13 protein-coding genes and 1 tRNA gene are annotated in these 20,655 nt (G+C 72.5%); 7 read left to right on the plus strand and 7 right to left on the minus strand.

The features are described from left to right. Window positions 1-6: 6 nt before the first annotated feature. Together hisN and C1A17_RS03700 are read left to right on the plus strand one after the other, a co-directional pair. Window positions 7-771: a histidinol-phosphatase gene (hisN, locus tag C1A17_RS03695; RefSeq protein ID WP_101650820.1), complete on the plus strand. Its 765-nt coding sequence runs from the start codon at window positions 7-9 to the stop codon at window positions 769-771. After that, a complete protein-coding gene (locus tag C1A17_RS03700) occupies window positions 771-2,027 on the plus strand; it encodes an aminotransferase class I/II-fold pyridoxal phosphate-dependent enzyme (RefSeq protein ID WP_101651545.1) in 1,257 nt (418 codons plus the stop codon). Before hisN ends, C1A17_RS03700 begins: the two co-directional genes overlap by 1 nt. A gap of 130 nt (window positions 2,028-2,157) precedes the next feature. On the opposite strand, the gene C1A17_RS03705 is transcribed toward C1A17_RS03700, so the two are convergent. Further along, on the minus strand, window positions 2,158-2,706 hold the full coding sequence (locus C1A17_RS03705; protein ID WP_101650822.1) for a YceI family protein: 549 nt from the start codon (window positions 2,704-2,706) through the stop codon (window positions 2,158-2,160). A gap of 234 nt (window positions 2,707-2,940) precedes the next feature. On the opposite strand from C1A17_RS03705, the gene C1A17_RS03710 reads away from it, so the two are divergent. Together C1A17_RS03710 and C1A17_RS03715 are read left to right on the plus strand one after the other, a co-directional pair. After that, entirely contained in the window at window positions 2,941-7,782 is a 4,842-nt protein-coding gene (locus C1A17_RS03710; RefSeq protein ID WP_101650823.1) for an Lhr family helicase, read from the plus strand. Further along, the gene (locus tag C1A17_RS03715; protein ID WP_101650824.1) at window positions 7,775-8,677 is read left to right on the plus strand and encodes a DNA-formamidopyrimidine glycosylase family protein; all 903 of its coding nucleotides are present in this window, start codon (window positions 7,775-7,777) and stop codon (window positions 8,675-8,677) included. Before C1A17_RS03710 ends, C1A17_RS03715 begins: the two co-directional genes overlap by 8 nt. 77 nt (window positions 8,678-8,754) lie before the next feature. On the opposite strand, the gene C1A17_RS03720 is transcribed toward C1A17_RS03715, so the two are convergent. The 3 genes from C1A17_RS03720 to C1A17_RS03730 all read right to left on the minus strand — a co-directional run bounded on the left by C1A17_RS03720 (window position 8,755) and on the right by C1A17_RS03730 (window position 13,068). Then, window positions 8,755-8,828 (minus strand) — tRNA-Met (locus C1A17_RS03720). 114 nt (window positions 8,829-8,942) lie between these two features. Then, the gene (locus tag C1A17_RS03725) at window positions 8,943-11,933 is read right to left on the minus strand and encodes a UPF0182 family membrane protein (RefSeq protein ID WP_101650827.1); all 2,991 of its coding nucleotides are present in this window, start codon (window positions 11,931-11,933) and stop codon (window positions 8,943-8,945) included. 28 nt (window positions 11,934-11,961) lie between these two features. Next, window positions 11,962-13,068 (minus strand): YlbL family protein, encoded by a 1,107-nt coding sequence (locus C1A17_RS03730; RefSeq protein ID WP_245873413.1) that lies wholly within the window; start codon window positions 13,066-13,068, stop codon window positions 11,962-11,964. 241 nt (window positions 13,069-13,309) lie between these two features. Here C1A17_RS03730 and C1A17_RS03735 point away from each other — a divergent pair, with 241 nt between their 5' ends. Both C1A17_RS03735 and C1A17_RS03740 read left to right on the plus strand, forming a co-directional pair. Further along, window positions 13,310-14,839, plus strand: coding sequence for a zinc-dependent metalloprotease (locus tag C1A17_RS03735; RefSeq protein ID WP_101650829.1), 1,530 nt, complete (start codon window positions 13,310-13,312; stop codon window positions 14,837-14,839). After that, on the plus strand, window positions 14,839-15,414 hold the full coding sequence (locus C1A17_RS03740; RefSeq protein ID WP_101650831.1) for an NUDIX hydrolase: 576 nt from the start codon (window positions 14,839-14,841) through the stop codon (window positions 15,412-15,414). Before C1A17_RS03735 ends, C1A17_RS03740 begins: the two co-directional genes overlap by 1 nt. A gap of 94 nt (window positions 15,415-15,508) precedes the next feature. Here the strand turns inward: C1A17_RS03740 and C1A17_RS03745 are convergent, their stop codons facing one another. Then, window positions 15,509-16,063 carry a M48 family metallopeptidase gene (locus C1A17_RS03745; protein ID WP_101650833.1) on the minus strand — a complete coding sequence of 185 codons (555 nt, stop codon included), beginning with the start codon at window positions 16,061-16,063 and terminating at the stop codon, window positions 15,509-15,511. Window positions 16,064-16,608: 545 nt separating this feature from the next. Here C1A17_RS03745 and C1A17_RS03750 point away from each other — a divergent pair. After that, window positions 16,609-17,502 carry a hypothetical protein gene (locus C1A17_RS03750; protein ID WP_101650835.1) on the plus strand — a complete coding sequence of 298 codons (894 nt, stop codon included), beginning with the start codon at window positions 16,609-16,611 and terminating at the stop codon, window positions 17,500-17,502. A gap of 18 nt (window positions 17,503-17,520) precedes the next feature. On the opposite strand, the gene C1A17_RS03755 is transcribed toward C1A17_RS03750, so the two are convergent. Next, entirely contained in the window at window positions 17,521-19,650 is a 2,130-nt protein-coding gene (locus tag C1A17_RS03755; RefSeq protein ID WP_101650837.1) for an ATP-dependent DNA helicase UvrD2, read from the minus strand. Continuing rightward, window positions 19,647-20,630, minus strand: a complete 984-nt coding sequence (gene nudC / locus C1A17_RS03760; protein WP_101650839.1) for an NAD(+) diphosphatase — start codon at window positions 20,628-20,630, stop codon at window positions 19,647-19,649. The genes C1A17_RS03755 and nudC overlap by 4 nt, the downstream gene beginning before the upstream one ends. Window positions 20,631-20,655: the final 25 nt, after the last annotated feature.

The following is a 20,655-nucleotide window of genomic DNA, read 5'->3' on the forward strand; positions in this document are numbered from 1 at the left end:
GGCCCCATGGACGACTTGCAGCTCGCACTCGCGCTCGCGGACCGGGCCGATGCGCTCACCCTCCCCCGGTTCCGCGCGCACGACCTCACCGTGACCACCAAACCGGATCTCACCCCGGTGACCGATGTCGACCGGGCGGTCGAGGCGATGATCTCCGAGGTCCTCGCCGAGCACCGGCCCGACGACGCGATGGTCGGCGAGGAGTACGGCACCCGCGGCGAATCCGCGCGGCGCTGGATCGTCGATCCCATCGACGGGACGAAGAACTTCGTGCGCGGGGTTCCCGTCTACGCCACCCTCATCGGGCTCTACGAGGGAGAGACCCCGCTCGTCGGCGTGGTGAGCGCCCCGGCCCTCGGACGACGCTGGTTCGCGTCCGCAGGCGGCGGCGCCCGGCTCGTCGTCGACGGCGGCGAGCCGGAGGAGATCCGCGTCTCCGGCGTCGATGCGCTGTCCGACGCCTCGTTCTCCTACGCCTCGCTCACCGGATGGAAGGAGCGCGGGACCCGGGAGGGCCTGCTCGCGCTCTGCGACACCGTGTGGCGCACCCGCGGCTACGGCGACTTCTGGTCGTACATGCTCCTCGCGGAGGGAGCGGTCGACATCGCCGCCGAACCCGAGCTCGAGCTCTACGACATGGCCGCCCTCGTCCCCATCGTCCTCGAGGCCGGCGGCCGGTTCACCGACCTCGACGGCGCCGACGGCCCGTTCGGCGGCAATGCGGTGGCGACGAACGGCCGCCTCCACGACGCGGTGCTGGAGTACCTGTGATGCCCGATCGCATGCAGGCCCCGCTGTGGCACCGGATGGTCGAGGCGGCCGGGCTCGTCCGCGCCGACGGGACGGTGGGCGAGACGATCTTCGGCCAGATGACCCAGCTCGCCGCGGCCCACGGCGCGGTCAACCTCGGGCAGGGGGCGCCGGGGACCGCCGCCGCGGAGTCCCTCGTCGCAGCCGCCGGTGAGGCGATGCGGGCCGGGTTCAATCAGTATGCCCCCGGACAGGGGCACACCGAGCTCATCGAGGCCGTGGTCGAGCAGCGTCGCCGCGAGTACGGCCACGTCGTGCGTCCCGAGGAGGTGCTCGTCACCGTCGGGGCGACCGAGGCGCTCACCGCGTCGATCCTCGCCCTCGTCCCCGCAGGCTCCGAGGTCATCGTGTTCGAGCCGTTCTACGACGCGTACCCCGCCGCGCTCGCCGCTGCCGGTGCGACGATGATCACCGTGCCCGTGCTGCCCGATGCCGCCGGCGGGTTCTCCCCCGACTGGCAGGCGTTCGACGCCGCGGTCTCGGAGTCGACCTCCGCGATCATCGTCAACTCCCCGCACAACCCCACCGGCGCGGTCCTCGCGCTCGAGCACCTGCAGCGGATCTTCACCGCCGCGCAGGCCGCCGACGCCTGGCTCATCACCGACGAGGTCTACGAGTACCTCGTGTTCGACGGTGCCGAGCACCGGGCGCTCGCCGCGCACGTCGACGAACCCGAGCGCGTGGTGTCGGTGTCCTCGGCGGGCAAGTCGTTCAACGTCACGGGATGGAAGGTCGGCTGGGTCATCGCCGCGCCGGAGGTGCGGGAGGCGATCCAGGGGGTCAAGCAGTTCCTCACCTTCACGGCCGGGTCGCCGTTCCAGATCGCGGTGGCCGAGGCGCTGCACGGGGATTCCCCGTTCCCCGCGGAGAACCGCGATTCGCTCGCCGCGCGGCGTGCGGTGCTCCTCGATGCGCTGCGCGCGGTGCCGGGGCTCGAGATCCGCACCCCGCAGGCGGGCTACTTCGTCCTCGTCGACTTCGCCCCGCTCACCGACGAGGACGCCTTCGCGCTCAACGAGCGGATCACCCGCGAGTACGGCTTCACCGGGATCCCGGTGGCCGGACTGTGCCGTGCGGGCTCGGCGACGGCCGAGCACTACCGCTCGACGATCCGCTATTCGTTCTGCAAGGGACCCGACGACGTCGACGCCGCAGCGCAGAGCATCGCCCGGCTCGCCGCCGCGGTGGCCGACGGAACCTTCACCGCGCGGGGCTAGCGGACGTCGGGGCCCGCTGCGGCGCGCTCCGACCTCCCCGGACGCACGAGGCGCCCGCACCGTCGACGGTGCGGGCGCCTCGGGCGTCCGGCGGCGCGCTCGCGGACCTACCGCGGGCGCCACCCGGGGATCAGGCCTGCTTGGCGGCCTCGATCTCGATGTTGATGGCGATCTTGTCGCTCACGAGGAGCTCGCCGCCGCCGAGCGCGGCGTCGAACTTCATCCCGAAGTCCTTGCGGTTGACGGTGGTCGTGGCGGAGAAGCCGGCGAGCGCGGAGTCGCCGTCGACGGCGACGCCGTTGAACTCGGCCTTGAAGGTCACGGGCAGGGTGACGCCGCGCATGGTGAGGTCGCCGACGAGGTCGAACTCGGCGCCGTCGAAGTTCTCGATCGCGGTCGACACGAAGGTGGCCTGCGGGTACTCCTCGGCGAGGAAGAAGTCGCCGGACTGGAGGTGGCCGTCGCGCTGCTCGTTGCCGGTGGTGATCGAGGCGACGTTCGCGGAGGCCTCGACGGTGCTGTTCTCGAACTCGTCGGCGACGGCGATGACGCCGGTGAAGTCGGTGAACTCGCCGCGGACCTTCGACACACCGGCGTGGCGGGCGACGAAGCCGAAGTCGGAGTGGAGGGCGTCGAAGTTCCAGGTGCCGGCGGTGAGGTTGGTGGGCAGAGCGGTCATGGTGTTCTCCTCATTGGTTAAGTTTTTAACTACAAGAGATAATGTAGTTGACGCTTCAACTACTTGCAAGTGCGTGCACCCCGACCTCGCCGTGTCCCTCATCACACATCCTCCACCCGATCGTCGCCTCCGCACACTGCAGAATCCGTCGGTTCCTGAGAACGGTTCCGCCGGAAACTGCGATCTCACCGCTGAGCGTCCGCTCCGGCCGGACCGGCGGGGCACAATGGACGGATGAGCTCCCGCGCCCCCTCCGCCCTGGATCTGTTCCACCCGGCGACCGCCCGGTGGTTCCGCGGCGCGCTCGGGGAGCCCACGGAGGCCCAGGACGGCGCCTGGCGCGCCCTCCGGCGCGGTGACGACACCCTGGTCATCGCCCCCACCGGGTCCGGCAAGACGCTCGCCGCATTCCTCTCCGCCCTCGATTCGCTCCTCTTCCCCCCGGCCGCTCCGGATCCGGCACCGGCCGGTGCGCCTGCGCGCAGCGTGTCGGTGCTTTACATCTCCCCGCTCAAGGCGCTCGGCACCGATGTGCGCCGCAATCTGTCGGCCCCGCTCGTCGGCATCGAGCAGGCCGCTGCCCATGAGGGCGCGGAGAGCCGACCGGTGCGCATCGGCGTGCGCACCGGCGACACCCCGGCCGCCGAGCGGCGCCGCCTCGTCACCGACCCGCCCGACATCCTCATCACCACGCCGGAATCCCTCTTCCTCATGCTCTCCTCCGCCGCACGGTCGAGCCTCACGGGAGTGCGGACCGTGATCATCGACGAGATCCACGCCCTCGCCGGCTCCAAGCGGGGTGCGCACCTCGCGCTCTCCCTCGCCCGCCTCGACGCCCTGGTGTCCGGCGACGAGGAGCGGAGCGCACCCCAGCGGGTCGGCCTGTCGGCGACCGTGGAGCCCGCCGAGGAGGTCGCGGCGATCCTCGGCCGCGGCGGATCCGACCTCCCGACAATCGTCCGCCCGCCGTCCGCGAAGACCTGGGACCTGAGCATCCGGGTGCCGGTCGGCGACTTCTCCGCCATCGATCCCCCGGAGGACGCCGAGGAGGACGAGGCCGTCTCCGGCACGATCTGGCCGCATGTCGAGCGCGCGGTGCTCGACCGGATCGAGGAGCACCGGTCCACGATCGTGTTCGTCAACTCGCGCCGTCAGGCGGAGAAGCTCACCACCGCGCTCAACCGCCTCCATGCCCGCCGCGGCGCTGCCGCCGACGGCCATCCGGTCGCGGGCGATCCGGCAGGGAGCGACCCGACCGACCGATCGGAACCGGCGGGCCGGGACGCGGACGGCGATCTCGTCCGGGCCCATCACGGCTCGATGTCCAAGGAGCGGCGCATCGAGATCGAGGAGGCGCTCAAGTCCGGGACGCTGCGCTGCGTGGTGGCGACGAACTCGCTCGAGCTCGGCATCGACATGGGTGCTGTGGACCTCGTCATCCAGATCGAGACCCCGCTGTCGGTCGCGAGCCTGCTCCAGCGCGTGGGACGGGCCGGCCACCGGGTGGGAGACGTCTCGCGCGGCATCGTCCACCCCCTCCACGCGGCCGACGCGCTGCGGGCAGCCGTCACCGTCGAGGAGGCCCTCGCCGGACGCATCGAACCCCTGCAGATCCCCCGCAACGCCCTCGATGTCCTCGCCCAGCACACCGTGAGCGCGGCCCTCGACGGCGAGCTCGATGTCGAGGACTGGTACGCGCTGGCATGCCGTGCCCACCCCTTCGCCACCCTGCCACGGTCGGCCTTCGATGCAGTGGTCGACCTGCTCACCGGCCGCTACCCCTCGACATCGTTCTCCGATCTGCGCCCGCGCCTCGTCCTCGACCGCGAGCGCGGAGTGCTCGAGGCGCGGCCCGGCGCGCAGCGGGTGGTGGTGACCTCCGGCGGCACCATCCCCGACCGCGGCCTGTTCCCCGTGTACCTCATGACGAGTGCGGAGGACGACCAGGCCAGGCGGGTCGGCGAGCTCGACGAGGAGATGGTGTACGAATCCCGCCGCGGCGATGTGATCACGCTCGGCACGAGCGCCTGGCGCATCGAGGAGATCACCCATGACCGGGTGCAGGTGTCCCCCGCTCCCGGCCTCGCCGGGCGGATCCCGTTCTGGCGGGGCGAGGGCGCCGGCCGTCCCCTGCAGACCGGGCAGTCGATCGCCGGCTTCATGGCGAGGCACGCGGGGAGGTCCGCGGCCGAGATCATGGCCGAGTCGCCGCAGCTCGGACTCGATGAGAACGCCGCCCGCGCGATCTCCGCGCTGCTGTCCGAGCAGCTCGAGTCCACCGGGGCGGTCCCCGGCCCCGACCGGGTGCTCGTGGAGCGGTTCCGCGATGAGCTCGGCGACTGGCGGGTGGTGCTGCACTGCCCGCTCGGGCAGCGGATCACCGGCCCGTGGGCGCTCGCGGTCCAGGCCCGGGTGGAGGAGCGCTACGGCCTCGACGGCCAGGTCATGGCGGCCGACGACGGCATCGTGCTGCGGATCCCCTACGGCGAGGAGGCTCCCGGCGCCGACCTGTTCTGGTTCACCCCGGAGGAGGCCGACCACCTCGTCCGCGAGCGCATCGGCGGCTCCGCGCTCTTCGCGTCCCGGTTCCGGGAGGCCGCCGCCCGCGCCCTGCTCCTGCCGCGCCGGAATCCGAGCTCCCGCTCCCCGCTGTGGCAGCAGCGCAAGCAGGCCGCCCAGCTCCTCGAGGCGGCGAGCCCGCACCCGCAGTTCCCCATCATGCTCGAGGCGGCCCGCGAATGTCTCCAGGACGTCTACGATCTGCCCGCCCTCCTCGACCTGCTCGGGCGCCTCGAATCCGGGCGGGTCACCGTGCACGAGGCGGAGACGGCCGAGCCCTCCCCGCTCGCCCGGTCCCTGCTGTTCGGCTACCTCGCCCAATTCATCTACGATGCCGACGCCCCGCTCGCCGAGCGCCGCAGCGCCGCGCTCGCCCTCGACCCGGGGATGCTCGCCGAGCTGCTCGGCACCACGAGCCTCCGCGAGCTCCTCGACCCCGCGACGATCGACGCGGTGCACCGGCAGCTGCGCGGTCTCGATGAGCGGTCCCGTCTGCGCTCCCCCGAGCACCTCGCCGATGCCCTGCGTCGCCTCGGACCCCTCTCACGGGAGGAGATCGCGCAGCGGTGCGCGGACGACGGCGGCGTCACGGCCGACGCGCTCGCCGATGCGCTCGTCGACCGGCATCGCGCGATCCGGCTGCGGATCGCGGGCACCGAGCGGGTGGCGATCATCGAGGACGTCGCGCTCCTGCGCGACGGGCTCGGGGTGAGCCTGCCGCCGGGCCTCCCGGGTTCCCTCCTCGAGCCCGTCCCGCAAGCCGCCGAGCAGGTGGTGACCCGGTGGGCCCGGACCCGCGGCCCGTTCACCGGCACGCAGATGGCCGAGGACCTGGGCCTCGCCCCCTCCCTCGCCGAGCTCCTGCTCGAACGGATCGCCGCCGCCGGAGAGCTCCGACAGGGGGAGTTCATCCCGGGTCGGACCGGACAGGAGTGGGTGAGTCCCGAGGTGCTCACCCGGATCCGCCGCGCGAGCCTCGCGGCCACCCGGGCGGAGATCACCCCGGCCGAGGGCGCGGCCTACGCGGTGCTGCTCTCCCGCTGGCAGCAGGTCGACGGGGCACCTCTGCGCGGGGAGGACGGCGTGCTCACCGTGCTCGACCAGCTCGCAGGCGTGACCCTGCCGCTGTCGGTCTGGGAGTCGCAGGTGCTGCCGGCCCGCGTGCGGGACTACCAGCCGGCGCTGCTCGACCGGCTGCTCCAGTCCGGCGAGGTGCAGTGGACCGCGCACGGCCGGCTCGGCACCCGCGATGCGCAGATCCGCCTCCACCTCACGGACTCGCTGCCGCTCAGCCTCGATGCCGACCGGCTCGCCGAGAGCGCCGGCGAGCTCCCCGAGGGAGGCCTGGCCGCGCGCAGCCTCGCACTGCTCCGCAGCACCCCGGGAGCCCTCCGCTTCTCCGAGATCCTCTCCGGCCTCGGCGCGCACGAGGGCGACGCCGTCACCGGTCCCGACCTCGCCGCCGCCCTCACCGAGCTCGCCCACGCGGCTCTCGTGACCTGCGACGCCTTAGCACTCCCCCGCGAATGGCTCCGGGGAGCGCCCGGCGGCGGCGCGCACAACGCGCGGTCGGGCGGGGTGTCAGCGCGCCGGCGTTCGCGTCCGGGCCGGCGCGGGGCGGCCCGGCTGTCCGCTGCGCTGCGGAGCGGGGGTCTCGCCGGCTCCGGCGGCATCGGCGACCGGTTCGTCGCGCACGGCGCCGGGCCATTGAGCGCGGAGCCGGGCTGGACCGGGGTCGGCATCGGCGCGGGCCGCTGGTCCGCGGTGTCCGTGGCACCCCTCGAGCCCACCGCGCGCTCGGTGGCTCTCTCCGGCCTGCTGCTCGACCGCCACGCGGTGCTCACCCGGGGTGCCCTCACCGTCGAGGACATCCCCGGTGCGTTCTCCGCGGTGTACCGGACCCTGCGGGCGATGGAAGAGGCCGGCGATGCGCGGAGAGGATACTTCATCGATGGCCTGGGAGCCTCCCAGTTCGCCGCGACCGAGGCGATCGACCGGCTGCGGGGCGCCGAGCGCGAGCTGCGCGATCCGCGCCGCTCCCCCGTCACGGCGGTGCTCGCCGCCACCGACCCGGCGAATCCCTACGGTGCCGCCCTGCTCTGGCCTCCGGTGCCGGGGACGGAACACCCGCCCGCCGACGACGGCGCCGCCGGCGGGACCGGGGAACGCGAGGGCGACCGGAGTCGGACGCTCCCCCGGCCGGCACGCCGGGCCGGCGCCCTCGTCGTCCTCATCGACGGCGCCCCCGCGGCGTTCAGCGACGCCGGCGGCCGGAGTCTGCTGTGGTGGGCCGACGGCGAGCGCACCGAGCTCGCCGCCCGGCTCATCGTCGAGGCCGTCGGCGCGCGGAGCATGCTCCCCCTGCTGTCGATCGAGCGGATCAACGGTGAGGGCCTGGCGGCCCCCGGGGTCGCGCACGTGATCGCCGCGCTGCGGGACGCGGGCGCCTACCGCTCCCCGAAGGCGGTGCGCGTGCGCGCCGGGGACCTCGCACGGACCGGAGGCCGAGGTGCCTGAAGGTGACACGGTCTTCCGGCAGTGCGCGGTGCTCCACGCCGCGCTCGCCGGTGCGCGCCTGTCCCGCGGCGAGCTGCGCGTGCCCCGCCACGGTGCGGTGGACCTCGGCGGCTGGGAGGTGCTCGAGGTGCGGCCGCGCGGGAAGCACGTGCTCATCCGCATGCGCGGACCCGCACCGGAGCGTCGCCTGCTCACCCTGCACTCGCACCTGGTCATGGACGGGACCTGGCGCGTGCGCAGCGACGGCCGCCTGCGCTCGCCGCGCGACGAGGGGCGCGCCGACGCCCGGGGCAAGGCGCCGCACACGGCGCGCATCATCCTCGAGGGCGTCCGTCCCGATGGCCGCGCGGTGAGCGCCTCCGGACTCGATGTGCAGCAGGTGCGGCTCGTGCCCACCGGCCGGGAGTCCGAGCTCGTGGGGCACCTCGGTCCGGACCTGCTCGATCCGGACTGGCGACCCGAGCACACCGCGCGGGCGGCGGCGAACCTCGAGGAGGCGGGCCGGCGCGCGCTCGGCATCGCGCTGCTCGATCAGCGGATCATGGCGGGCATCGGCAACGTCTACCGCTCGGAGATCTGCTTCCTCGAGCGGCTGCATCCCCGCGCACCGGTGTCGGCGCTGCCCGACCCGGCGGCGACGGTCGAGCTCGCCCGCCGGCTGCTGCGGATCAACCGGGACCGGACGCGGCGGACGACCACCGGCGGGGCGCTCGGTCGCGAGGGCGGCCTGTGGACCTACGGCAGACTCGGCCGGCCGTGCCGACGCTGCGGGACCCGCATCGTCCGCGAGTACCTCGGCGATCCGCTCCGCGCCGACCACGGCGAGCGCTCGGTGTACCTCTGCCCGCGATGTCAGGCGCTGCCGGACGAGGCGTTCGTGCAGAGCGTGTCATAAGCGCGTCATCGGCCCTGCAACGCGGGTGAATGACGAAGGCCCCTCACCTGTTTGACCAGGTGAGGGGCCTTCTCTCGTGGCGGGGGGAGGATTTGAACCTCCGACCTCCGGGTTATGAGCCCGGCGAGCTACCGAACTGCTCCACCCCGCGATGCGCTCTCAACTATACGTGAACGCAGGGTGGCCACCAAATCGACGGCAGGTGATCTGGCTCACCGCAGAACCGGCGGGGCGACCGGCCGGAATCCCTCGCGGGACGACCGGATCAGCCCTCCCCGCCCTCGGACGGAGCCGCGTCCTCGCCCTCGGCGGGGGCCTCCTCACCGGCGGCTCCCTCCTCGGCCTCGATCGCCTGCTCGAGCGCCTGGCGGAGCCGCTCCTGCGCTTCGCCGTAGGCGGCGAAGTCGCCGTCCTGGAGGGCGCGGTCGGCGTCCTCCATGGCGTTCCGGGCATCCTCGAGCGCCTGCTGCACCGACTCGTCGGGCTGGTCGGCGCCGGCGTCACCGGCACCGCCGGCCTCCCCGTCCTCGGTCGGCTGACCGGCCTGTCCGGCGTCACCGGCCTGCACGCCGGAGTCGCCGCCGAACACCTGGTCGAGCGCCTCGTCGAGGGTCGGCGCGAAGCCGATCTCCTCACCGAAGGCCACGAGCACGCGCTGGAGCACCGGGTACGAGGTCTCGCCCGCCGAGCGGACGTAGACCGGCTGCACGTAGAGCAGGCCGCCGGCCACCGGCAGGGTGAGCAGGTTGCCGTTCTGCACCTCGGACTCGCCCTGCCGCAGCAGGTTGAGGCTCGTCTGCACCTCGGGCTCGGTGTTGAAGTTGTTCTGCGCCTGGCCCGGACCGGGGAACGTCGTGTTCCGCGGCAGCTGGAGGAGCCGGAGCTTGCCGTACTCCTCGCTCGGCACGCCCTCCTCGGATCCGGCGTCCGCGGACGCCGCGAGGAAGCCGGTGAGGTTGTTGCGCGTCTGCCCGTTCGACTGCCGCGGGATGAACGACGACGTCAGCGAGAACGACGGCGTCTCCTGCGTCGGCATCCGCAGCGTGAGGTAGTACGGCGGCTGCACGAGCTCACGCTCGGCGTTGACCGTCGGGTCGAGCGGCTGCGTCCAGAAGTCCTGGCCGGTGTAGAACGAGTTCGCATCCTCGACGTGGTACTGCGTGAGCAGCGAGCGCTGCACCTTGAAGAGGTCCTCGGGATAGCGCACGTGGCTCATGAGGTCGGCGCTCATCGCCGACACCGGCTGCACGAGATCCGGGAAGATCTTCATCCACGACTGGAGGACCGGGTCCTCGTCGTCCCACGCGTAGAGGTCCACCGAGCCGTCGAACGCGTCGACGGTGACCTTGACCGAGTTGCGGATGTAGTTGACCTGCTGGGGCGGGAGCGCCTGGGTCGTGCCCGCGCGCTCGGTGTTCGAGTCCTGCGTCGCCTCCTGGAGGACCTGCGGCGTCGAGTACGGGTACTCCGGCGAGGTGGTGTACGCGTCGAGGATCCACTGGATCCTCCCGTCGATGACCGCCGGGTAGGGATCGCCGTCGACCTCGAGGAAGGGGGCGACGCGCTGCACCCGCTCGCGCGGATTGCGCTCGTAGAGGATCTGCGACTCCGCGTTGAGCGCATCGGAGAGGACGATCTGCTCGTCCTGGAACTTGATCGCGTAGAGGAGCTGGTGGAAGAACGACCCCACAGCGGGTCCGCCGTCGCCGGCGAAGGTGTTGTACACCTGGGCCGAGCCGTCCTCCCCGTCGGCCGGGTAGTCGATCTCGCGCGGCTCCGCGCCCTCCGGCGCACCGACGATCGAATAGCGCGGGGAGCGCTCCCCGAAGTAGATCCGCGGCTCGTACTCGCCGAGCTCGCCGGTGGGCGGGATGTTCGCCTCGAGGAACGCCGGCTGGCCGTCGTTGCCCTGGCGGTTGCCGTAGGCGGCGACGACGCCGAACCCGTGGGTGTAGACGACCGCCTGGTTGAGCCAGGAGGAATCCGCCTGCGACCCCGGGTTGAGCTCGCGGAGTGCGATCACGGTGTCCTGCATCTGGCCGTCGATCTCATAGCGGTCGACGTCGAGCTGCTCGGGGAACCCGTAGAAGGGCCGCTGCTGCTGGAGCTGGCGGAAGGTGTCGGACACGAGGTTGGGATCGAGGAGGCGGACCGAGGCCGCGGTCTCGGCATCCGCGCGGAGAGCACCGGGCTCTCCCTCGACGGTCGGGGTGTACGGGATGACCTCGACCTCGCTGATCCCGTAGGCGTGCCGGGTGGCGTCGATGTTGCGCTGGATGTACTCGTTCTCGAGGCTCTGCTCCGAGGGCTGGACCTGGAACTGCTGCACCGTCGCCGGCAGGCCGATGATCGCGATGCCGCCGAGCACGATGAGCACGATGACCGACACGATCGACAGCTTCCAGACGTTCGCGAAGGCGTTGGCGGCGAACAGCGCGGCCACCGCCACGGTCGCGATCGCGACGATGAGCATCGCCGGCAGGGTGATGTTGTCCCCGGTGTAGGTCGCGCCGGTGACGATCCCCGCAGTGTTCGTGAGGTTCTCGTACCGGAGGATGAAGAGGCGCCCGGCCTGGACGAGCAGGAGCAGCGCGGCGGTCACGGCGAGCTGCACGCGGGCGGTCTTCGTCAGGTGGAGACCGCGCTCCTCCCCCGGCCGGATCCCGCCGAACAGGTAGTGCGCGACGACCGAGGCGATGAAGGCGAGCAGCGTGACCATGCCGATGAAGTCGAGTGCGACCCGCACCATCGGGAGGATGAAGACGTAGAAGGACACGTCGTGCCCGAACTGCGGGTCGGCGGTGCCGAACGCGGTGGGGTTGAGCACGAGGAGCGCCTGCTGCCAGGCCGCGGACAGCGCGACCCCACCGAGCAGGCCGAGCACCGCCGGCAGCGCCAGGGTCATGGCGCGCCGCAGCGGCTCCACCGCCTCGCGATAGCGGTCGAGGTTCTCCTGGCGCGGGGTGACCGGGGCGTACACCGGGCGGTTGCGGTGGGCGATGCGCAGGCAGAACCACACCGGGACCGCCATGACGAGGAAGCCGATGACGAACAGCACCGCCTTGGCGATCCATTCCGTCGCGTAGACCGAGAGCACGCCGAGCTGGTCGAACCACAGCACCTCGGTGTAGACCTGCGCGAAGATGACGAACAGCACGAGCAGCACCGCGACGGCGATGATCGTGAGCACGAGGGGCGAGGGCTTCTTCGGCGTGCGGCCGGCCGTCCGGCCTCCGGGTGGGGCGGCGAAGGTCACGCGTGTCCTTTCATAGCGGTGGTGGACATCATCGGGTCGTCGCGTCCTCGCAGGACGGCAGGTCCCCGGTGCGGTCCGCGGCGATGTCCTCGACCGCGGTGTGGGCTTGGGAGAGGGTGTCGATGCGCACGATGGTCATCCGGTCGGCGCCGCGGGCGCCGAGCACCTCGGCGCAGTTGTCGGCCGGCGAGAGGAAGAACTCGGCCCCGGATTCGGCGGCGGCGGACACCTTCTGGCGCGCGCCGCCGATCGGCGAGACCTCGCCGGCCGGCGTGATCGCCCCGGTGCCGGCGATCGCCCGGTCCCCGGTGAGATCGCCGGGCGTGAGCTCGTCGATGATCGCGAGGGCGAAGATCGTGCCGGCCGAGGGGCCGCCGATCCCGTCGACGTTGAACGTCACGTCGAAGGGGAAGTCGAAGTCCTGGACCATGGAGATGCCGATCATCGGCTGCCCGTGCGTCTCCGCGGGGACGACCTCGACCTCGAGGGGCTCGCCGCCCCGCTCGAGACCGAGGACCACGGATTCCGCGGACCGCACGGTCTCCCCGACCGTCTGCGCGGCGGTCTCGTCGCCGCCGAGGTCCGTGCCGTTGACGGCGGTGATGACGTCACCGGGCTCCACCCGGCCGTCCGCGGGCGAACCGGCGACGACCTCGGAGACGGCGATGACGGTCCGGTAGTCGATGTCGAGCTCGCCGAGCGCGGCGGCCGTCGCGGTGTCCTGCGAGGAGGCCATCTCCGCCTCGTTCTGCCCGGTGACGTCGTCGCGCGTGGTGGTGAGGGGGTAGTAGGCCTCGGTCGGGACGACGGTGTCCTCCGCGGAGACGACGGAGCGCAGCACCTGCGAGGCGTTGAGGTCGCGGCCGGGTCCGCCGGCGACGGCCACGGTGAGGAGGTCGAGCCTGCCCTCGGCCTCGTAGGTCTCAGTGCCGGTGATGGTGATGAGGTCCTCGCCCTCGACGGGAGCGAGCGTGTTGACCACGGGCCCGGGCATCTGGATGAGGTACGGAACCGGCACGAGCGCGGCGACGAGGACGAGCGCGTAGGTGAGGATCCCGGACACGACGGCTCCGTCGGCCCGCTTCCGGCGCGGCTTCCCGGGTGCCTCGGGGCCGGACACGGCAGGCTCAGTCACGCAGGGGTTCCTTTCGGGTTCGGCTCTAGAGCAGTGTAGAGCACCCCGATCACGGCGGCCCAATCGCGACCGGCCCCGCGCACTGCCCGGGACCGCGGGCCGGCAGGACGTCCCGGGAGCCGACTCAGCGGACAGCGAACACCGGCGATTCGCGAGCGCGGTTCGGAAGGTTCGATCAGCTTCCCTCGTTAGGCTTCACAGCAAGAGATTCGACCCACCCGTCAGCGACCGAGGGAACGGCATGACCGACAAGAACCGCGAAGGCGACCAGCCCGACGACAACAACGACCCGCTCGGCAACATCTTCGGGATGTTCTTCGGACCCGGCGGGCAGTTCGGCGGCACCTTCGGACAGCAGGGTTCCGGCGGCGGTTCCGGTGCATCCGGCCCCGCAGGACTCCCCTTCGACCCTGCGATGCTCGGCGGCATCATGCAGCAGCTCCAGGGGATGCTCGGCGGCGGCTCGAACGCCGGCGGGATGCGGGCAGCGGAGCAGCGGATCCCCCAGCCGGACCCGGAGATCACCGAGGACGTGTCCCGGGCCGCCCACGACGCGTTCCGCCTCGCTGAGCTCTGGCTCGAGAACGTCACCCCCTCGGCGATCGGCGTCCCCGAGGCGATCGCCCTCACCCGCCGCGAATGGGTCGAGCAGACCTTCGAGGGCTGGCAGCGGCTCGTCAAGCCCGTCCAGTCGAACATGTCGAGCGCGCTGTCGGCGAGCATCGCCGAGCAGGCGCCCGAGGAGCTCAAGCCGATGCTCGCCGGCGCCGGCCAGATGTTCGCATCGATGAGCGACTCGATGTTCGGCCTGCAGCTCGGCGAGGCGCTCGGCGCGCTGTCGGGCTCCGTCCTCAGCGGCACCGAGCACGGGCTCCCGCTCGTCAAGGGCCAGCGGCCAGCGCTCGTCGAGGCGAACATCACCGGCGCCGCCTCGGAGCTCGGGGTCGAGGCCACCGAGCTGCGGATCTACCTCGCCGTGCGCGAGCTCGCGCTCCTGTGGCTGTTCAAGCGCGCCCCGTGGCTCGCGGGCCATGTCGAGACGGCTCTGAGCAAGTACGCCTCCGGCATCGAGATCGATCTCGAGCGCATCCAGGGCATGGCCGGTCAGATGGATCCGAGCCGCCTCCAGGAGATGAGCGAGGAGATCCGGCAGGGGCTGTTCCACCCGCAGCCGACCGCGGAGCAGAAGCAGGCGCTCGCGAGCGTGCAGAACCTCCTGTCGGTGGTCGCCGGCTGGGCCGATGTCGTCACCTACGAGGCCTGCGAGGCACTCGGTTCGCGCAGCGCGATCCGGGAGGCCCTGCGCGCCCGCCATGCCACCGAGGGCAGCGCGGACCGGACCTTCGCCGACCTCGTCGGCCTCGACCTGCGGCCCGCTCGGCTCCGTGACGCCGCGGCGCTCTTCTCCTACCTCGAGCAGTCCGAGGGCGCCGAGGCGCGGGACGCGGTCTTCAACCACCCCGATCTCCTCCCGACGACCCAGGACCTCGACGATCCGCTCGGCTACCGCGAACGGCGTGCTCAGGAATGGACCTCCGACTCCTCGATGGACGAGGCGCTGGCCCGGCTGCTCGCGGACGAGGCCGGACCGGGAACCGCTGATTCCGGATCCGCTCCGGCCGACGGATCCCGGACCGATGCAGCCGACGACTCCGGGACCGGAGCTGATGGCTCCGGTTCCGGAGAGGGCGGCTCCGGCACCGCGGCGGACGGCACGGACGACAGCGGCCCCGAGGACGGCGAGGACCGCTCAGCGGGCCCGTCGAGCTGATGCGCGCACACCTCGCCGACCGGGAGCTCCGCTCCTGGCCGGCCCCTGCGGACCGCATCGACGAGCGCGAGGCGGCACTCGCCTTCCTCTCCGAGCACGGTGATGCCGCGCTCCGGCGCACGGGCGGGGCCGAGCACTTCACGGCGAGCTGCGTCGTGTTCGACCTCGCCGCGAGCCGCGTGCTCCTCCACCATCATCGGAAGGCCGACGCCTGGGGACAGTTCGGCGGTCACATCGAGGATTCCGACGCGGGCCTCCGCCCGGCCGCCGAGCGCGAATGCCTCGAGGAATCCGGGCTCGCCGCGGTGGACTGGCTCTCCCCCGCACCGGTCGACCTCCACGTGCACGCGCTGCCGTCGGCCTTCGGCACCTGCCGCGTCCACCGGGACGTCGTCTACGCCGCGATCGCGAGTGCGGACGCGCAGGTGAGCGCCTCGCCGGAGTCGCACGCCGTCGCCTGGTTCGATCTCGCGGCACTCCCGGAGAACATCCTCCCCGACCTGCCGGATCGACTCCCCCGGCTGTTCGCGCTCACCGCGGACGCCCGTTCCGCGGCCGGCTCCGCCGAGCACTGACGACGCTCAACCCGCAGTGCCGGCCCGACACGGCGCACCACAGCGCCCGCACTGCCCCCGGGTCGCGCGGGTCGCCGGTTCGGACGCCCGAGGATCAGTTCCCCGGTTCGCCGACGCCCCCCGCGGCGGCTTCGCCGTAGGAAAAGCCGGAGAGGAAGATCTCCGCCCGGTCCGTGTCCGGATGGCGACGGGTGAGAGCGTCGAACGCCGCGGAGTGGTCCGGGACCCGCAGATGGGCGAGCTCGTGGACGAGGACGGACTCGAGGACCCAGCGCGGCACCTCGCGCAGCCGGTCGGACACCCGGATCGACCGCGTCGCCGAGGTCGCCGAGGCGAACCGCCGGCGCTGGTTCGCCACCCAGCGCACGGAGCTCGGGGCCACACCGTCGTCGAAGTAGCGGTCGTTGAGCTCGGCGGCGAGCACCTCGAGGTCCGCATCGCCGCGCGGAACCGCCGCGGCACGCCGTTCGAGGCGGGCGATGAGCGCTCCGATGTCCGCCGCATGACGCCGGACGTCGTAACGGGCGGGCACGGCGACGAGATAGGCACCGTGCTGCCGACTCACCGAGATCGTCTTCCGCCGCCGGGCCGAACGGCGGACGGCGATGGACCCGGAGTCGAGAGCTGCGATGACCTCTGCTGCTTCCATGCGATCCACCCTAGAGGGCGGCGCGGACACGGCCCGCCGGTTCCCGCGATGAGCGACACGCCGATGAGCGAAGAAAATTTCCGAGCCCGGACCGCACCTCGGCCCTCCGGGGAGCTGCACGGGTGCGAATCGCCGGTTCCACCGGGCGGGATCGAGCACGGTCCGAACCTCGTCGCACCGGATCTCCACATGCCCGTCCACAGGCGGGGCCGCAGTCATCAACAGGATCTCCCCGCTTGTGCACAGGGGCGGGTCCGAGCGGTGTTGACGGCATCGCGCGACCGCGCATACTTTGAGGAGTCAGACCCCCGGAAAACCCGGGTTTCATGGGCAAGGGGAAGGCTCATGACACACCGAGCGCGGCTGGGGGTCTCCACCGGGCAGGGCGGTCGGCACATGCGGATCCGATGATCGGCAGCCGTTCCGACCCTGCCCGGTCCCGTCCTCCCCGGCACCGTCCGACCGCGGTTGTCCACAGGTTCTCCCCAGGGCTGTCGGACCCCGCCCGCACCTCGGTACCCTCCGGAGCAGGAGGTGGTTGACCGGTGTATCAGCTCTACCATTCGGTCCCGGTGGTGTGGCGCAGCGATCGCTGCGTGCAGTTCGGGATCGACGAACCGATCCTCATCGACGGGCTGACCCCGCCCGACACCGAACTCGTCTCCGTGCTCCGGATGGGGATCGGCGTCGACGACTTCTTCGACCGCGCCGCGCACCTCGGCGTCTCCGCGGCACGGGCTTCGTCCCTCCTCGCCCTGCTCGACGAGGCCGGCGCGCTCGTGCCGATCGGCCCGCGCTCGACCACCCGCCTCCCGACGGTCCACGTCGACCCGGTCGCGGCGACCCTCGGCATCCCGCCGGCGCAGGTCGCGGAGCCCCTCACCGCCGCTCCGGTGCTCGTCTCCGGCCCGTTCGCCCGACAGCTCCTCCCCGTCCTCGTCGCCGCGGGATTCGAGGCGTCCCCGATCGACCGCGTCGAGGACGCCGCCGCCCACCGCTCCCCCGTCGTCGTGCTCACCGGGGTGTGGGTGGAGGACGCGGTGTCCGCGGCCTGCCTCGTCGAGAACGGGATCACCCACCAGCAGGTCGTCGTCGGTCAGTCCGGCGCGACGATCTCCCACGTCGTGGTCCCCGGAGTCACCCCGTGCACCCGCTGCCGGGTGCTCCGGCGGACAGACGAGGACGCCGACTGGTTCCTCGCCTGGCGGTCCCTGTGGCGGCAGGCGCCGCAGCCGGCCCGCACCGACCCGGTGCTCGGCACCCTGGCGATGGCGCACGCCGCGCTCGTGCTGCGCAGTCATCTGCTCGGCGGACGGCCTGTCCCCGTCGATGCCGTCGTCACCCTGCCCGACGGCGCGGTGACGGAGACGGAGGTCGAATTCCACGACTCCTGCGACTGCCGGATCCCGGTGGCCGGCACCGTCGACGTGTCCGCCTGAGCTCGCGGCGGCCGCGGGTCAGGTTTCCGCGTGCCGCTCGACGAGGGCGAGGATCTCGGTGCCGTACAGCTCGTGCTTCACCGGGCCGATCCCGGGGATCCGCTCCATGTCCGCCGCGGTCCGCGGCCTGACCTCGGCGATCGCATTGACCGTCGCGGTGGTGAGCACCATGTACGCCGGCACCCGCATGTGCTCGGAGCGCTCACGGCGCCATTCGAGCAGGGCGGCGAGCAGACGCTCGTCGACCTCGGCCGGGCAGTGCCCGCACCGCTCGAGCTTCTGCTCGACCGCGGAAACGAGGACCCTGCCGCAGCGGCGGCACTGCTGCGGAGCGGGTCGCGGACGCGCACTGCGCGCTCCGGCGCCCCCGACGGCCTGCGGACGCTTCCCGCCGGCACCCTGCATCTCTCCGACGAAGCGCGACGGCGAGCGCCGCGCGCGGCTGCCCTCCTGGCGGGAGAGCGACCAGCTCAGCGACAGCTCGGTGCGGGCCCGGGTGAGCGCGACGTAGAACAGGCGTCGCTCCTCGGCGACCGCTGCCGGGGTGCGGGCGAAGCTGATCGGCAGCAGGCCCTCGGACAGGCCGACGAGGTGGACGCTCTCCCATTCCAGGCCCTTCGCGGCGTGGACCGAGGCGAGGGTGACGCCGTTGACCGGCGGTGCGAACTGGTGCTCCTGCCGGTCGGCGAGCTCCGCGAGGAAGTCCGGGAGGGGGACGGGCAGCTCCGAGTCCCGCTGGATCGTCGCCGCGAGGTCGACGAGGGCGTTGAGCGACTCCCAGCGCTCCCGCGCCGCACCGGTGCCCGCCGGCGGCTGCGGTGCCCAGCCGATCGCGTCGAGCACCTCGCCGACGACCGTGTCGAGAGCCCCCGGGCCGCGGGTCGCCGCCGAGGCGCGCAGCAGCGCGATGCCCTCCTTGACCTCGCGTCGGGCGAAGAAGCGCTCGCCGCCGCGCAGAACATAGCCGACTCCGCGGCGCGCGAGCGCGTCCTCGAAGGCCTGGCTCTGGCCGTTGGTGCGGAACAGCACCGCGATGTCGGAGGCCCGGCGCCCGCCGGCGATCTCCCCGGCGATCCGCGCGGCCACCGCCTCGGCCTCGGCCCGGTCATCGGCGTACTCGGTGAAGCGCGGCGGCGGGCCGTTCCGCCCGGTGCCGCGGAGCACGAGGGGCGTCCGGCCGGTGCGGGCGAGGACGGCGTTCGCGGCCTGGACGATCTGCTCGGTCGACCGGTAGTTGCGGACGAGCGACACCGTCCGGGCACCCGGCAGGCGCGACGGGAGTCGGTGGAGGAACGAGTCGGTGGCACCGGCGAAGGTGTAGATCGTCTGCGCCGGATCCCCGACGACGCACAGCGACTCCCGGCGTCCGACCCAGCGCATGAGCAGGTCGTACTGGACCGGGGAGACGTCCTGGAACTCGTCGACGACGAAATGACGGTACTGGCCGTGGATCCGCGCGGCGATGTCCTCGCGGGTCGCGAGCAGTCCGGTGAGGGTGAGGAGGATGTCCTCGAAGTCGAGCAGCCGGCGGCGGGACTTGATCTCGCTGTAGGAGCGCATGATCTGCTCCATCCCGGCCGGAGTGATGCCGGCGGGGAGCTCTCGCGATGCGGCCTGCTCGACGTAGTCGTCGACGGCGAGCAGGGAGACCGCGGCGTACTCGATCTCGGCGGCGACGTCGCGCACCGTCTCCCGCTCGACCTCGAAGCCGGCCTCCGCCATCGCCCGCGCGAGGATGCCGGACTTCTGACCGAGGAGCTCCGGGAACGGGCCTTCGGCGAAGGAGTCCCAGAAGAAGCGCAGCTGCCGCAGCGCCGCGGAGTGGAACGTCCGGGCCTGCACCCCGGGCACCCCGAGGGCGCGCAGGCGGGAGCGCATCTCGCCGGCGGCCTTGGCGGTGAAGGTCAGTGCGAGGACGTGCTGGACGGACAGCGCACCGGTCGCCGCGCCGTACGCGATCCGGTGGGTCATCGCCCGGGTCTTGCCCGTCCCGGCCCCGGCGAGGACGACGAGCGGCCCGGACACGTGCTCGGCGACGCGGCGCTGTTCGGGATCGAGGTGCTCGAGGAGCGCGTCGGCGTCGGCCGGGAGCAGCGGACCGGGTGAGGGAGAGGATGCACCGACTGCCGCAGGTGGTCCGGCGGTCATGAATCCCCGGCGAGCCAGGCGGACAGGATCTGCCCGGCGATGGACACCTCACCGGGCACCCACACGGTCTTCGCCGCGACCTCCGCGGCGAGCTCCTCCCGGGTGAACCAGCGCACCCGGGTGATCTCGTCGCCGTCGGCCCGGGTGTCCATCGAGGTCGCCTCCGCGGTGAAGCCGAGCATGAGCGAGGACGGGAAGGGCCACGGCTGCGAGCCGACGTACGCGGGACGCACGCAGTCGACCCCCGCCTCCTCCCAGACCTCGCGGATGACCGCGGCCTCGAGGGTCTCCCCGGGCTCGACGAAGCCGGCGAGGAGCGAATAGCGGTCCGCGGGCCACTGGGCGTTGTTCCCGAGCAGGAGGCGCTCGGTGCCGGAGTCGTCGGTGTGGACGACGGCCATGATGACGGCGGGGTCGGTGCGCGGGAAGTGCTCGCTGCCGGTGTGCGGGTCCTGCCTCACCCAGCCGCCGTGCATCGGCACGGTGGGTGATCCGTTGCGGGGCGAATGGGTGTGCGTCCGGTGCCAGTTGCCGACCGCCACGAGGGCGCACGCGAGACCGATGTCGAGATCGCCGAGCTCGGTCGCGACGTGCCGCAGGTCGAGCCACGTCGGATCGGAGACGTGGATGCCGGTCGCCGGACCGTCGAGGAGGTCCTCGGCATCGCGGTCGCGATCAGCGGCGAGACGGGAGTCCACCTCCGAACGCCCGGCGTCGTCGAGGTCGATGCCGATGTAGTCGGTGCCCTCCGCGTCGGTGCCGAGGTACACCTGGGTGCCGGTGGCGGGGGCGTCCGCGGCATCGACGGTGAACAGCCGGCCGGAGGCGATGAGGACGTAGCCCCGGTGGGCGAGCACACCCCGGGTGCCGGTGCGGGCCCACACCTCCGAGAGATCCCCGTCGGTGCCGCGGGACAGGTGGTTGCGGCGCACGTCGCTGCGCGCCAGGCTGGCCGGTTCGAGGAGCGGGAGTGGTCTCATGCGCTCCACGATAGCGAACGCGCCG

This window comes from Brevibacterium ihuae (genome assembly GCF_900184225.1).
GTDB classification, from domain to species: Bacteria; Actinomycetota; Actinomycetes; order Actinomycetales; family Brevibacteriaceae; genus Brevibacterium; species Brevibacterium ihuae.